The sequence below is a fragment of the Rhizobium sp. N731 genome, from assembly GCF_001664145.1.
Classification (GTDB): Bacteria; Pseudomonadota; Alphaproteobacteria; order Rhizobiales; family Rhizobiaceae; genus Rhizobium; species Rhizobium esperanzae.
On record NZ_CP013601.1, the window covers coordinates 3,860,050 to 3,873,824 of the forward strand.

13 protein-coding genes are annotated in these 13,775 nt (G+C 61.5%); 3 read left to right on the plus strand and 10 right to left on the minus strand.

The window, feature by feature from the left end:
- Positions 1-14 precede the first annotated feature (14 nt).
- The 10 genes from AMK02_RS31795 to AMK02_RS18755 form a co-directional block, all read right to left on the minus strand.
- Positions 15-173 (minus strand): hypothetical protein, encoded by a 159-nt coding sequence (locus AMK02_RS31795; RefSeq protein ID WP_164517808.1) that lies wholly within the window; start codon positions 171-173, stop codon positions 15-17.
- Complete coding sequence (locus tag AMK02_RS18715) at positions 139-3,282, minus strand: efflux RND transporter permease subunit (RefSeq protein ID WP_064805117.1); 3,144 nt, start codon at positions 3,280-3,282, stop codon at positions 139-141. Before AMK02_RS18715 ends, AMK02_RS31795 begins: the two co-directional genes overlap by 35 nt.
- 23 nt (positions 3,283-3,305) lie before the next feature.
- The gene (locus tag AMK02_RS18720; protein WP_064805119.1) at positions 3,306-4,445 is read right to left on the minus strand and encodes an efflux RND transporter periplasmic adaptor subunit; all 1,140 of its coding nucleotides are present in this window, start codon (positions 4,443-4,445) and stop codon (positions 3,306-3,308) included.
- A 49-nt stretch (positions 4,446-4,494) separates the two neighbouring features.
- Positions 4,495-5,103: a TetR family transcriptional regulator gene (locus AMK02_RS18725; RefSeq protein ID WP_064805121.1), complete on the minus strand. Its 609-nt coding sequence runs from the start codon at positions 5,101-5,103 to the stop codon at positions 4,495-4,497.
- A 201-nt stretch (positions 5,104-5,304) separates the two neighbouring features.
- Positions 5,305-5,736, minus strand: a complete 432-nt coding sequence (locus AMK02_RS18730) for an OsmC family protein (RefSeq protein ID WP_011426902.1) — start codon at positions 5,734-5,736, stop codon at positions 5,305-5,307.
- A 148-nt stretch (positions 5,737-5,884) separates the two neighbouring features.
- Positions 5,885-6,664 (minus strand): SDR family oxidoreductase, encoded by a 780-nt coding sequence (locus AMK02_RS18735; protein WP_064805122.1) that lies wholly within the window; start codon positions 6,662-6,664, stop codon positions 5,885-5,887.
- On the minus strand, positions 6,665-7,555 hold the full coding sequence (locus tag AMK02_RS18740; RefSeq protein WP_064805124.1) for an aldose 1-epimerase: 891 nt from the start codon (positions 7,553-7,555) through the stop codon (positions 6,665-6,667).
- Positions 7,552-8,502: an L-arabinose ABC transporter permease AraH gene (gene araH / locus AMK02_RS18745; protein ID WP_064805126.1), complete on the minus strand. Its 951-nt coding sequence runs from the start codon at positions 8,500-8,502 to the stop codon at positions 7,552-7,554. Before araH ends, AMK02_RS18740 begins: the two co-directional genes overlap by 4 nt.
- A gap of 17 nt (positions 8,503-8,519) precedes the next feature.
- Entirely contained in the window at positions 8,520-10,025 is a 1,506-nt protein-coding gene (araG, locus tag AMK02_RS18750) for an L-arabinose ABC transporter ATP-binding protein AraG (RefSeq protein ID WP_064805128.1), read from the minus strand.
- Between the two features lie 71 nt (positions 10,026-10,096).
- Entirely contained in the window at positions 10,097-11,080 is a 984-nt protein-coding gene (locus AMK02_RS18755) for an arabinose ABC transporter substrate-binding protein (protein WP_064805130.1), read from the minus strand.
- Positions 11,081-11,317: 237 nt separating this feature from the next.
- Here AMK02_RS18755 and AMK02_RS18760 point away from each other — a divergent pair, with 237 nt between their 5' ends.
- The 3 genes from AMK02_RS18760 to AMK02_RS18770 all read left to right on the plus strand — a co-directional run bounded on the left by AMK02_RS18760 (position 11,318) and on the right by AMK02_RS18770 (position 13,750).
- Positions 11,318-12,046, plus strand: coding sequence for a FadR/GntR family transcriptional regulator (locus AMK02_RS18760; RefSeq protein ID WP_123876225.1), 729 nt, complete (start codon positions 11,318-11,320; stop codon positions 12,044-12,046).
- 64 nt (positions 12,047-12,110) lie between these two features.
- Positions 12,111-13,259, plus strand: a complete 1,149-nt coding sequence (dgoD, locus tag AMK02_RS18765) for a galactonate dehydratase (RefSeq protein WP_064805134.1) — start codon at positions 12,111-12,113, stop codon at positions 13,257-13,259.
- Positions 13,260-13,354: 95 nt separating this feature from the next.
- Positions 13,355-13,750 carry a DoxX family protein gene (locus AMK02_RS18770; RefSeq protein ID WP_064805136.1) on the plus strand — a complete coding sequence of 132 codons (396 nt, stop codon included), beginning with the start codon at positions 13,355-13,357 and terminating at the stop codon, positions 13,748-13,750.
- The last annotated feature ends 25 nt before the right edge of the window (positions 13,751-13,775 follow it).

The window sequence follows — 13,775 nt, forward strand, 5'->3', positions numbered from 1 at the left end:
GCCCCGGCGTGCTTTCAAAAGCTTAGCTTTTTCCAGGCAGCAATGGAATCGGCGCGAGTCGAGGCGAAGCGGACAATGATGAGAATTCGCGAGATTGCGACTTGCAAGGAAAACGGCGCGGCTTTCGCCGCGCCGTCCTCACTCGGCTGCCAACGCCGGCGGATCTCTGTCATCCGCCTCTTCCTGGATGGCGTCGGCATCCCGGCCTGGCTCGTCCTTTGCCTTCGGCTCGCGGCCGAAGAAAAGGGCGTAACCGGCGGGCAGAACCAGAATGGTGAGCACTGTCGCAACCAGGATGCCGCCCATCATTGCGAAGGCGAGCGGACCCCAGAAGACGCCGCGCGAGATCGGGATCAGCGCCAGCACGGCGGTCAGCGCCGTCAGCATGATCGGCCGGAAACGCCGAACGGCCGCACCGACGATCGCTTCCTGCCGGTGCATGCCGGCCTTGATGTCCTGGTCGATCTGGTCGACCAGGATGATCGAATTGCGCATGATGATGCCGAGCAGCGCGATGACGCCGAGGATCGCCACGAAGCCGAAAGGCGCGCCGCTGATCAGCAGGGCGGCCGCCGCCCCGATGATGCCGAGCGGCCCGGTGGCGAGCACCAGCATCGCCTTGCCGAAATGCTGCAGCTGCACCATCAGCAGCACGATGATGACGGCGAGCATGATCGGCGCCTTGGCGGCGATCGACATCTGGCTTTCCGCCGCATCCTCGGCGCCGCCCTGGACCTCGACATTATAGCCGGCCGGCAGACTGTCGCGCAGGTCCTTCATGTCGGCATACATCTTCATCACGACGTCGTTCGGCTGCACGCCATCGGGCAGCGTCGCGCGCACGGTGATCGTCGGCAGCCGGTCGCGCCGCCATTCGATGCCCTGCTCCATCACGGGCACGACCTTGGCGACCTGCGAGACCGGCACGAAGCCGCCGAAATCCGTCGGGACATAGACGGAATTCACCGCCGACAGCAGCGAGCGGCTGGCGTCCGGCTCGCGGACGACGATCGAGACCGTCTCCTCGCCGTCACGGAAATCGTCGAGCGGCGCCCCGGACATGGCGGTTTGCAGCATCTGACGCACGCGCTGCGAGGTCACACCAAGCGCCCGGGCGCGATCCTGGTCGATCACCAGTTTCATCGCCGGCACCGGCTCCAGCCAGTCGTCGTGGATGGCTCCGAGCATCGGGTTGGCCGTAAACCGCGCCTTCACCTGATCGGCGATCGCTCGCACCTCCTGGCGGTCAGGTCCCATGATGCGCATCTGCACCGGCCAGCCAGTGGGCGGACCGAGGAACAGGCGGTCGACCTTGCCGCGGATCGATGGGAAGTCTTCGGCAAGAATGGTGCGCAGCTTGACGATCAAGCGTTCGCGCGCCGGTTCGTCCTTGGCCATGACGAGCAGCTGGGCGAAATTCGGATTGCGCAGCTGCTGATCGAGCGGCAGGAAGAAGCGCGGTGCGCCTTCGCCGATATAGGTGGCGATGAACCGCTTGTCGGGATCATCCATCATCTTCGCTTCGAGCGCCTTTGCCTGCACCTCGACTTCTTTAATGCTGGTGCCCTCGGGCAGCCACAGATCGACGAGAATCTCAGGCCGCGACGACTGCGGGAAGAAATTCTGCGGAATGAACTGGAAGGCCCAGAGGCTGGTAACGAAGGTCCCGAGCGTCAACAGCAGGACGATGACCCGATGGCGAACCGCCCAGCCGACCGTACCGCGCAGCCGGCGGTAAAAGCGGGTGTCGAAAGCATCGTGATGCTCGCCGGCATGATGGCGCTGCTTGAGGATCATGTAGCCGAGCCACGGCGTGAAATAGACCGCGACGAACCACGAGGTAACAAGCGCGATGCCGACGACGTAGAACAGCGAGCGCACATATTCGCCCGCGGTCGATGCGGCGAAACCGACGGGAATAAAACCGGCCGTGGTGATGAGTGTGCCAGTCAGCATCGGGAAGGCGGTCGAGGAATAGGCAAAACTTGCCGCCTCGATCTTGACAAGCCCCTCCTCCAGCTTTCGCTCCATCATTTCGACGACGATCATCGCATCGTCGACCAGCAGACCGAGCGCAATGATCAGCGCGCCGAGCGAGATGCGCTGCAGGTCGATGCCCAGTTCGTACATCAGCGCGAAAGTGGCGGCGAGCACGAGCGGAATGGCGATGGCAATGACGAGGCCAGAGCGCCAGCCGATCGACAGGAACGAGACAACAAGCACGATGACAAGAGCTTCGCCGAGTGCATGCATGAATTCGCTGATCGCGTCCGTCACCACGTCGGGCTGGTTGGCGATCTGGTCGACCGCAACACCGTAAGGCAGTGCTTCTTCGAAGCGCTGATAGGTTGCCTCGACGCCCTTGCCGACGTCGGTGACGTTGAAGCCTTTGGCCATGACGACGCCGACCTGAACGCTGTCATGGCCGTTGAAACGGTACTTGCGCTGGTAGGGATCCTCGAGCCCGGAACTGACGGTGGCGATATCGCCAAGGCGGGTCACCTGGCCGCCGGCGCGAAGGCTGAGATCGCGGATATCGGCCACCTTCTTCATGTCGCCTTCGACCGAAATGCGCACCGAGCGCAGGCCGGTATCGACCGAGCCTGCCGGATCGACATTGTTCTGGCCCTTGATGGCGTTCTGCAGGTCGAGGATCGTCAGGCCGCGCTCGGCAAGCGCCTTGGACGAGACGTCGATATAGATCTTCTCAGGCTGGTCGCCGATGATGACGGCCTTCTCGACGCCCGGTGTCGTCAGCAGCATGTCGCGCGCCTGGATCGCGAATTTCTTCAGTTCTGGATAGGAATAACCCTCACCGCTGATCGAATGCAGCGTGATGAAAGTATCGCCGAATTCGTCGTTGAAATAGGGACCGAGCAGCCCCTGCGGCAGTTCGCTGGAGATGTCACCGACCTTCTTGCGCACCTGGTAGAAGGCATCCGCCACGTCCTTCGAATTCGTGTCGCCCTTGACCTGCAGGGTGATGATGGCGCTGCCCGCCCGCGTATAGGACTTGACCCAGTCGATATGCGGCGTCTCCTGCAGCTTGCGCTCGATCTTGTTGACGACTTGATCTTCCATTTCCTGGATGGAAGCGCCTGGCCAGATCGCCTGCACGACCATGACGCGGAAGGTGAATTCGGGATCCTCGCGCTGGCCCATGCGCATCAGGCCGAGCACACCGGTGATGATGATCAGTCCGAAGAGGAAGCGCGCGATGCTCGGATGTCCGATCGCCCAGCGCGATAGATTGAAGGGCCGCTTCTCGGTGTTTGCGTCCATGGTCTTGTTTCCTTTCGACGCGGTCAGCGCACGGTCTGATCCGTATCAACCAGGGCCGATTGCTGATCCGGCACCTTCACCTTCAGGTTCTCGCTCATGAACTGGGTGCCGGCGGCAACGACGAGATCGCCGCTATCGAGGCCCTCGGTCACATGCACGCCGTCGCCGGTGAAATCGGCGACCTTGATATCGCGGCCATGTACCATCGCCGTGTCGCGGTCGACCGTCCAGACCATTTGCTTGCCGTCCTTCTCGGCCAGCGCGGTGAGCGGGATCGAGACATAGCTGTTATCGTTGTTGACATCGGCTTCGATCGTCGCGGTCATGCCGAGCAACACGCGAGGATCGTTCGGCAGGCTCACGCGAACTGCAAAGGTGCGCGACTGCTGGTCGGCGCTGCCGGAAACCTCCCGCACCTTGCCGTCGAGCACCAGCCTGTCGTCCGCCCAGAAACTGGCCTTGACGGTTTTGCCGGGCTTGAATTCGGCAATGTCGTTTTCCGGAACCGCGATCTGCACTTCCTTCTCGCCGTCGACGGCAACGGTGACGACGGGGCTGCCGGAGCCGACGACCTGGCCGATATCGGCATTGATCGATGTCACGATGCCGTTCTGCCCGGCCTTGAGCTCGGTATAGCTCACCTGGTTCTTCGCCTGGTCCAGCGCCGAGAGCGCTGCGTCGCGCTGCGAGATCGCCTGGTCATGGCTGAGCGCGGCCTGTTCGAGCTGCGACTTCGGGGCGACGCTCTTGTCGAACAGCTGCTCGGCGCGCTTGTTGGCGAGATCGGCGGTTTCGACGCCCCTTTCCGCGGCTGCGAGATTGGCCTCCGCCGTCTTGACCGCGAGCTGATAGTCGGTGGCGTCGACGCGGGCGAGAACGTCGCCGGGCGTCACCCGATCACCAATATCGACGAGACGCTCGGTGATCTTGCCCGCCACCCGGAAGCCGAGGTTCATCTCCGTTCGCGCCTTGACCGACCCTGAATAATCGAGCTTGCGCGTATCATCGGCCTTGGCGATTTCGACGACCTTCACCGGCCGGATGACTTCCTTGACCTCAGCTTTTTCCTCCGAGCAGGCGGAAAGGCCGATGCCGATGGCGCCGACGAGCGCGAGGCTGGCAACGGACGGCATGCGATTGCTGAGGGTCTTGAGCGAAAACATCTTCCGCACTCCTGGAATGTTTCGGGGGATCGACGACGGCTGCCGTCGGTTATTTCTTGAGCGCCCTGATGACGTAGTCGATCAGTTCGTCGACGCTTGCGCGGTTGGTTTTGGCAAGACATTGCGCCACCATCTGCGGATGACAGAGATTGATCGTCGCCGCGCCGAAACAGCGCGAGGCGACGACCGGGTCCTGCTCGGCGAATTCGCCGGTGGCGATGCCTTCGGCGATGATTTCGGCAATGAGATCATGAACGCGATCGATATGTTTTTCGATGACATGCCAGTCGCGCTCGATCGCGACCACGATCATCTCGTGCACCTTCATCTCGTCGAGCATCGTATCCATCGTCCATTGATACTGGGTCTCGACATAGAGGCGCAGCCGCTCGCTGGCGCTGAGCGGTTGGTGGCGGATGTCATAAGCAAGCTGATAGCAGGTCGTGAGCATGCGCCCACAAAGCGCCTGATGGATTTCCACCTTGGAGGCGAAGAAACGATAGATATTGGCGGGAGACATGCCGAGATCGCGGGCGATGTCGGCCACCGTCGTCTTGCTGTAGCCGTAGTGACGGAACAGCCGCTCGGCCGCGTCGAGAATGCGCGTGACATTCTCCTGCCGCGTGACGTCGAGCGTATTTTCCGCGATGTCGTTCATGAGTTTTGGTGCCTCGGGTTACGACTGACGATTTTCGAATTTCGTCATTCATAAAATATCAGGCGTCATTTGTCAATGCCGCCTGCGTTGCACGAGCGGCTGAGCGTGGTGAATTCTAAATGATGTGACGATGAGCGTCGGCCACAATTGAAAGTGCCGCGACGTCAGACGCGCGGCACTTCGTCGGCGACAGCAGAAAAATCAGGCGAGCTTGACGTCGAGCGTGATCGGAACGGCGGCGAGCGCCTTGGAAATCGGGCAGCCGGCCTTCGCCTTATTGGCCAGCTCGGTGAAGGTCGCCTCATCGGCACCGGGGATGCGGCCGGAAAGTGAAAGATGGATGGCAGTGACGGCGAAGCCACCCTCGACGCTTTCGAGCGTCACCTTGGCCGAGGTTTCCATATGCTCGGCGGTGAAACCGGCTTCGCCGAGGATGAGCGACAGCGCCATGGTGAAGCAGCCGGCATGGGCAGCACCGATCAGCTCTTCCGGGTTGGTGCCGGGAATACCTTCGAAGCGGCTGGCAAAGCCGTAGGGATAGTCTGTCAGGGCGCCGCTCTGAGTCGAGATCAGGCCCTTGCCGTCCTTGAGACCGCCGCTCCAATGAGCCGAAGCCGTGCGATTGATCTGCATGCCGTCCTCCTGTTTCGATGGTTTTGAGGAAGCGGCAGGGCGCCGCTCCATGCCTGAGGGAGATTGGATAGGCTCCCCGCGAGACAATATAACGCTCTATCCTGAGAAGACGACAGGCTCGTAAAAATCGGCGGAATAGAAAGCCCTTTCAGGCGGGATGCTGCTGCACGCTGAGACCGCCGTCGATCGTCAGGCAGGTGGCGTTCATGAACGGGCATTCGTCGGAGATCATGAACACCGCCGCCATGGCGATCTCTTCCGGCGTTGCGATCCGCCCGCCGGGATGCAGCTTCATCGTCTCGGCCTTGGCGGCCTCAGGATCGGGGAAGCTGTTCCAATAGTCGATCACCTTCTGCGTCGAGACATAGCCCGGCGCCAGAGCGTTGACCCGGATATTGCGGGGCGCGTACTCCAGCCCCAGGGATTTCGTCATGCCGAGCAGCGCATGTTTGGCCAGCGGATAGGGAAAGGTGTGCGGAATGATCGTGAAGGCGTGCGTGGAGGCAATGTTGAGGATGACGCCGCCGCCGCGCTCGATAAACCCGGGCAGCACCGCCTTGCAGCAATTCCATGCTCCCTTCAGATTGATATCGAAGCAGCGGCTCCACTCCTCGTCGGTCGTATGGAGCGGTTCGGCAAAGACATTGACCCCGGCATTGTTGACGAGCGCATTCAATGGGCCGATCTCGTCGTTCGCATGAGCAACCGCCCTGGTGATCGTCCCGGCATCGGTTATGTCGGCCGGCAGATAACCAACCTGGCCGCCGGTGCTTGCGAGTTCTGCCGCTGCCTGCGCCAGCAGCGCTCCATCGCGATCGACGAGATAGACCGCAGCATTCTCCCTGAGGAATGCCCTGGCGATCGCAAGGCCGATACCCTGCGCAGCGCCGGTGATCAGAATATTTTTGCCCTGCAGGCGATCGCTCATCTATCTCCCCTCCGATGGAAGCGGCAGCGCCGACAGATCGATCGTCATCTTGCCGGCAAAGGCTTCACCCGGCGCAAGCGGCGTCAGCCCGCCGAATTCGGGCAGGTGATGGCCGTTCGGAAGGTGGCTCATCGGCTCGAGACAGAAGCAGTCGTTCCGGTCGGTCGGCATATAGAGCATGAAGCGGTCAAGCGCACCCTCGGCTTTCAGCGCCGCCTGAATTCCTAGCTCCGGCCAGGCGATTGTCGCCCGCCTGTTCCAGCCCTCGAAGGCATTGTTCATCCATTTCTGCGGCAACAGTTTGCCGGACCTGAAATCGAAATCGTCAGGCACAGGGCCGGGCACATCGGGAAGATGGTCGAGTCGCTCGTTCCAGTAGCGGTCGGCCGCAATCGTCAGCCTCGTCTCCGGCGTCCGAACAAAGAAAGGATGTTGACCCAATCCGAAGGGAAGTGTGGTTTCGCCCTGGTTTTCCACGGAAAGCGTCAGCACCAGGCTATCGCCGGCGACACGGATCTGCTGCCGGGTCAGATAGGCATAAGGTGAAACCTTGTCGGCGATGCGGGAAAAGGAGAACTTCGCATGCTCCACGCTGGCCTCTTCCAGCTGCCAGAAGCCGAGCCAGCCGTCGCCGTGCCGATAGAGCGGATCGGAAGTATTCGGCTGGAAGGTATAGGCACGTCCGGCAAAGGACATGGCATTGCCTTCCACACGATTGCCGAACGGCACCATCGCAAAATTCGCCATAACACCATCCGGCCCGCCGGCCGCGACGAGAAAGGGCGTCTCCCGATAGGTCGCGGCGGTGACGGCAGCACCCCGGCGGCTGACCCGAACGGCGAGGTCGCCGTGCCTCAGTTCGATTTCGTCCCCTGCCCGCTCATGGCTCATCCGCGTCGCCCCGCAGCCGAAGATCTCAAATTGTCGAGCAACACGGCGATCAGCAGGATCAGCCCGCGCACGACATACTGATAGAATGCCTGAATATTCAGCAGGTTCATAACGTTTTCGGCAATGCCCATGATCAGCACCCCGACGATGACACCGCTCATTGCCGCCCGGCCGCCGGCCAGCGAAACGCCGCCGAGGACGCAGGCCGAAATCACCGAGAGTTCGAGCCCCGTCGCCGCATTCGGCTGGCCGGAAGTGATGCGCGAGGCAAGCAGGATGCCGGCAATGCCGCAGACGAGACCCTGCAGGGCAAAGATCCAGATCCGCATGGTGACGACGTTGACGCCGGCAAGCCGCGAAGCTTCGGGATTGCCGCCGATCGCCAGCGTGTTCTTGCCGAAAACGGTGCGGTTGAGCACGAAGCCGAAAAAGAAGAAAAGGATGAGCATGATCCAGATCGGCGTCGGCACGGTGAGGAATCGCGACAACGCAAGCTGGTAGAAAGCCGGATCGTTGATGCCGACCGCGCGGCCGTCCGAAGCGATCAGCGCCAGGCCGCGCACGATCTGCATGGTCGCAAGCGTCGTGATCAGCGCATTGATGCGGAACCGGGCGATGACGATGCCATTGACGAAACCGACGACGGCGCCGCAGAGCAGGGCGGCCAGCAAACCGACGGGAATGGAGCCTGTCGCGTTCGAGACCATCACCGCGGCCATGCCGGAGAAAGCGACGATCGATCCGACCGAAAGATCGAAATCGCGGGACGCCAGGCAGAACATCATTGTGCAGGCGACGATGCCGATCGTGACGACCGATTGCAGCAGCCCCAGCATGTTCCGCTCGGTCAGGAAATTCGGAACGAAGAGGGAGACGATCACGAAGGCGGCGGCGAAAATCACCACCAGCCCCTGTTCGCCCAGAAGGATTTTTTTCAACGAAGTCATCGTCCGTGTTCCCAGTCTTAAATGATGCCCGCGGCGTTCTTGTCGGGGAGTGCCGCCGTCAGGATGCTGCGCTCGTCGAAATCCGGGCGGGCGACATTGGCTGCCACCCTGCCCTGACACATCACCATGATGCGATCGGAGATGCCCATGACCTCGGGCAGCTCGCTTGAGATCACCACGATCGCCATGCCGCCGGCCGCCAGCTCATAAAGGATTTCATAGATTTCCGACTTCGCCCCGACGTCGATGCCGCGCGTCGGCTCGTCGATCACGAGAACCTTGATGCCCTGCTCGGAGAGCCAGCGGCCAAGGATGACTTTCTGCTGGTTGCCGCCGGAGAGATTGATGATGTCCTGCTTGCGCGACGGCGTGCGCACCCGCAGCCGGGCAATGAACTGATCGGCCAGCGCCGCCTCCTTCTTCGGGTTCAATATGCCGAAGGGCGAAAAATGCCGGCGCGACGAGATCGCGATATTCTCTTCGATCGATCGGCCCTGGACGATGCCGTCGAACTTGCGGTCCTCCGGGCAGAGCACCATGCCGGCGCTGATAGCCGCTTTCGGATTGCTCGGCGAAACGGCAACGCCGTCGATCGTAACCTCGCCCCGATGTCTGTTGTCGGCGCCGTAAAGCAGTCGCGCCATCTCGCTGCGGCCGGCGCCGATCAGGCCGAAGAAGCCGAGAATCTCGCCTTGGCGGACGGAAAAACTGATTGGCATACGCAGCCGCGGCCCCGACAGGCCCTTGACCTCGAGCCTGACGCCGCCGAGCGGGCGCTCACGCCATCCCCAGACATTGCTGATCTCGCGCCCGACCATTTCGGCAATGATCTGCTCGCGCGTCGTCTCGGCGATCCGAGGATGATGGGCGGCAAGCCTGCCGTCACGGAGCACGGTCAGGCTGTCGCAAAGCCGAAAAATCTCGTCGAGGCGGTGCGAGACGTAGAGAATGACCGTTCCCTTCGCCTTCAGCCTGTCGATGAGCGAAAACAGAATTTCGCTTTCGCGCGAGGAAAGCGAGGAGGTCGGCTCGTCGAGCGCGATCACCCGCGCCTCGAGCATCACCGCCTTGGCGATCTCGACCATCTGCCGCGCCCCTATCGAGAGCGAGGCGACCTTGGCCGACGGATCGACATCGATGCCGATCTCTTCGAGTTTCGATCGCACCGTCTCGATCAATGTTTTTGCATTAATCACTCCGCCCTTCCCGGGGAAGCGGCCAAGCCAGAGGTTTTCGGCCACCGTCAGCTCCGGAACGAGCTGCAGTTCCTGATGGATGACGATGACGCCGGCATGGAATGCGTCGCGCACCGAGGCATAATTCTGTTCTTCGCCATCGATGAGAATGTTGCCGGCATCGGCGGCCTGATCGCCTGACAATACGCGGATCAGCGTCGATTTGCCCGCGCCGTTCTCACCCATCAGGCCGTGGACGGCGCCCTTCTCGACCGCGAAGGAGACGTCCGACAGCGCCTGCACGCCGGGATAACCCTTGGAGATATGTTTGAATTCGAGAAACGCCATCGCCGCTCCGCCGACAAGGATCCAGCGGCACGCGGAGCGGCCGCCGGAGGTTGATCATTTTGGAAGCATGATCACTCGATGCCAAGATCCTTGCGGACCTTCTCGTAATCGCCGCGCAGCGCCAGCGAGCCGGAGGTCAGCGTCAGCTTTTCAGGCTCCTTGTCGTTGGCGATCCAGTCGTACATGTTGAGCGCCGTTTCATAACCGTGACGCTTCGGCGAGATGATGACGGTGCCGAAGAAGCCCGTCGCGACCGGCTTCTTGAACTCATTGATCGCCGATTCCGCGCCGCCGATGCCGACGCCGATCACGTTGGTAGCCGGAATGCCGACCGATTCCGAAGCGCGGACGGCGCCGAGAACGGCTTCGTCGTTGAGGCCGAAAGCCACCCAGTATTTCACGTCGGCATGCTTGTTGAGGACGGTGGTGGCCGCGTTGAGTGCTGCCTCGGTATCCGTCTTCGCCTGCGGCGCATCATAGATGTTCTCGGCCGGGAACCCGGCAGACTTCAGGACCGAGATCGCACCTTCGACGCGATCGACGGCGGTCGGCAGCTGATCGTAGGAAACCCGGATCGCGCCGACGTTATTCATGTCCCAGCCGCGCTTCTTGATTTCGTCGACGATCGCCTGTCCGACGGCCTCGCCGATCTTGGTGGCCGAAATGCCCATGTGCGGCACGTCTTCCAGCGGCTTGCCGTCGGCGCTGACGAGGCGGTCGTCGACCGTCATCAGCTTCAGCTGGTTGGCTTCCGCCTTGGCGACAATGCCGGGACCGAGCTTGACGTCGGGCGTGCAGATGATGAAACCCTGCGCGCCCTGCGCGCCGAGATTGTCGATCGCCGACTGGACCTTCTCGCCATCTTCGGCGCCGATCTTGACGACGGTGAAGCCTTTTTCCTTGGCGGCCTGGTCGGCGAATTTCCATTCGTCCTGGAACCAGGGCTCTTCCGGCTGCTTGACGATGAAACCGATCTTGACGTCTGCGGAAAATGCCGAGCCGGCTGTCAGAATGGCGAAAGTGCCAGCCAGAATAGCTGCTTTGAACAAGCGCATGTCTCTCTCCCTAAAACTCTGAAATCGAGCAACTGCCTCCCAGGCAGCGCCCAATGAGTTATGTTAAATCATCATACCAGTCAATTGCCAATGTATGATGATTAGAATAATAGGATAGCGGCGAGAGACGGATGGACCCGTCGCAAACTGGATCGAATTCGGTTAATCAGGTTCGGTTGCTGGCCTGGGAGAGAGCGCGGAGAGGTGAAGTTGGAATCGACTGAGGAACAAGGCCGAATGGAAAGCTCCGGCAGCGAACGCCGCCCGCGCGTACGCCGCAACGTGACGGCGGCCATCGCTCAGGACATCTGCGCGGACCGCTATCCCTCGGGCTCGCCGCTGCCGCGCGAGAACGACCTCTGCGAACTCTACGGAGTCAGCCGCACCGTCATTCGCGAATCGCTGAAAGTGTTGGAATCCAAGGGGCTTGTCCGTGGCAAGCCGCGGGTCGGAACGACCGTTTGCGATCGGGATGAATGGAACATACTGGATGCCGAGGTGCTCGACTGGATGGGGCCTTACATCAAAGACTTCGATCTTTTGGGATGCATTCTCGAAGCCCGGCGCACCATAGAACCGGCAGCCGCCGAATATGCCGCCGAACGCGCCGGCGCCCAGGAGATCGCCGATCTCGATAAGGCCTGGCGGCAGATGCGCGACAGCGCAGGCGATCCGGAAAGCTTCACCGACGCCGACGTGATGTTTCATACGGTGCTGCTGACCGCCAGCCACAACCAGGTGTTCCGGCGTTTGTCCAGCGCCATCCATGCTGCCCTGAAATATGCACTGCATGCGTCCAACATCGCCGTCGAAAACCGGGAGGATGCGGTGCTCGTTCATGGCGAGCTGGTCGAGGCCTTGCGCATGCGCGACAAGGCAGGCGCGAGGGAATGCGCTAATCGTATGCTCGATCTTGCGGTACGCGACCTTGCCGCCGCAGAGAAGGCGATCGGCAGGACGAAATGATCAATCACGAAAAGCCGTGGACGCGCTGTCCCATCGCAAATCCGAGAAGAGATTAAGACCTAAGATGAAGATCACCAAACTCACCACCTATATCGTTCCGCCGCGCTGGCTGTTCCTGAAGGTCGAGACCGACGAAGGCATCGTCGGCTGGGGCGAACCGGTCGTCGAGGGCCGCGCGCTGACCGTCGAGGCCGCCGTCCACGAACTTGCGGATTACCTGATCGGCAAGAACCCCTTCCTGATCGAGGACCATTGGACGGTGATGTATCGCGGCGGTTTCTATCGCGGCGGCGCGGCCCATATGAGCGCGATCTCCGGCATCGACCAGGCGCTCTGGGATATCAAGGGCAAGGCGCTCGGTCAGCCGATCCATTCCCTGCTCGGCGGCCAGCTCCGCGACCGCATCAAAGTCTATTCCTGGATCGGCGGCGACCGTCCTTCCGACGTCGCCAACAATGCCAGAGACGTAGTCGCCCGCGGCTTCAAGGCGATCAAGCTCAACGGCTGCGAGGAAATGCAGATCGTCGACACCAACGAGAAGGTGGAAAGGGCAGTCGAGACCATCGCCGCCATCCGTGAGGCGATCGGCCCGCATACCGGCATCGGCGTCGATTTCCACGGCCGCGTGCACAAGCCGATGGCCAAGGTGCTCGCCAAGGAGCTCGAGCCCTACAAGCTGATGTTCATCGAGGAGCCGGTGCTGTCGGAGAACAAGGAAGCGTTGCGCGATATCGTCAACCATACCTCGACACCGATCGCGCTCGGCGAACGGCTCTTTTCGCGCTGGGATTTCAAGCAGGTCCTTTCGGACGGCTATGTCGACATCATTCAGCCGGATCTTTCCCACGCCGGCGGCATCACCGAATGCCGCAAGATCGCGGCCATGGCCGAAGCCTATGATGTGGCGCTCGCACCGCATTGCCCGCTCGGCCCGATTGCGCTCGCTGCCTGCCTGCAGGTCGATGCCGTCAGCTACAATGCCTTCATCCAGGAACAGAGCCTCGGCATCCATTACAATACAGGCAACGACATTCTCGACTACATCTCCAACAAGGAGGTGTTCCACTATGCTGACGGTTTCGTCTCGATCCCGCAGGGGCCGGGCCTCGGCATCGAGGTCGACGAGGCCTATGTCATCGAGCGCGCCAGGGAGGGACATCGCTGGCGCAACCCGATCTGGCGGCATGCCGATGGCAGCTTTGCCGAGTGGTGAGAGAGCGAAGGGTCGCGCAAGCGGCCCTTTTTCATTCGCAGTGTAGGATATAAGCCGTCTCTTGCGTCATAATGGAAGCTCAAGAGGAGGTTCCCATGGCCAGAGCAATCGCAATCATCGTCGCCCGCATCATCTTCAGTTTCATCTTCTTCATGGCCGCCGGCTTCAAATTCGCCGATATCGGCGCCACGGCGAGCTACATTGCCGCCGCCGGCTTCCCGATGGCGACCTTCCTCACCTGGGTCGCAGCCTTTTTCGAGATCGCCTTGGCCCTTGCTTTCATATCGGGCGCCTTCTTCATCGAGGCGAGCCTGCTGGCAGGCATCTACGTGATCTTCCTTGCCTTCGCCTTCCACGGACCGTCCCATTGGCAACAGAACCAGGCCGAATTCGGCTTCTTCGTCGATCACTTCACCTTCCTCGCCGGCCTGCTCTTCGCCGCCGTCCATGGGCCGGAGAGATGGGCTTTGCGGCAAACGCTCCTGAGATAGTCAGCCATCCGCTGCTTCCGGAACC

What these genes read in the sequence shown, in the direction of transcription:
- AMK02_RS31795 (WP_164517808.1), bottom strand. Translation starts at nt 173, where the DNA reads ATGACAGAGATCCGCCGGCGTTGGCAGCCGAGTGAGGACGGCGCGGCG.
- AMK02_RS18715 (WP_064805117.1), bottom strand. Translation starts at nt 3,282, where the DNA reads ATGGACGCAAACACCGAGAAGCGGCCCTTCAATCTATCGCGCTGGGCG.
- AMK02_RS18720 (WP_064805119.1), bottom strand. Translation starts at nt 4,445, where the DNA reads ATGTTTTCGCTCAAGACCCTCAGCAATCGCATGCCGTCCGTTGCCAGC.
- AMK02_RS18725 (WP_064805121.1), bottom strand. Translation starts at nt 5,103, where the DNA reads ATGAACGACATCGCGGAAAATACGCTCGACGTCACGCGGCAGGAGAAT.
- AMK02_RS18730 (WP_011426902.1), bottom strand. Translation starts at nt 5,736, where the DNA reads ATGCAGATCAATCGCACGGCTTCGGCTCATTGGAGCGGCGGTCTCAAG.
- AMK02_RS18735 (WP_064805122.1), bottom strand. Translation starts at nt 6,664, where the DNA reads ATGAGCGATCGCCTGCAGGGCAAAAATATTCTGATCACCGGCGCTGCG.
- AMK02_RS18740 (WP_064805124.1), bottom strand. Translation starts at nt 7,555, where the DNA reads ATGAGCCATGAGCGGGCAGGGGACGAAATCGAACTGAGGCACGGCGAC.
- araH (WP_064805126.1), bottom strand. Translation starts at nt 8,502, where the DNA reads ATGACTTCGTTGAAAAAAATCCTTCTGGGCGAACAGGGGCTGGTGGTG.
- araG (WP_064805128.1), bottom strand. Translation starts at nt 10,025, where the DNA reads ATGGCGTTTCTCGAATTCAAACATATCTCCAAGGGTTATCCCGGCGTG.
- AMK02_RS18755 (WP_064805130.1), bottom strand. Translation starts at nt 11,080, where the DNA reads ATGCGCTTGTTCAAAGCAGCTATTCTGGCTGGCACTTTCGCCATTCTG.
- AMK02_RS18760 (WP_123876225.1), top strand. Translation starts at nt 11,318, where the DNA reads ATGGAAAGCTCCGGCAGCGAACGCCGCCCGCGCGTACGCCGCAACGTG.
- dgoD (WP_064805134.1), top strand. Translation starts at nt 12,111, where the DNA reads ATGAAGATCACCAAACTCACCACCTATATCGTTCCGCCGCGCTGGCTG.
- AMK02_RS18770 (WP_064805136.1), top strand. Translation starts at nt 13,355, where the DNA reads ATGGCCAGAGCAATCGCAATCATCGTCGCCCGCATCATCTTCAGTTTC.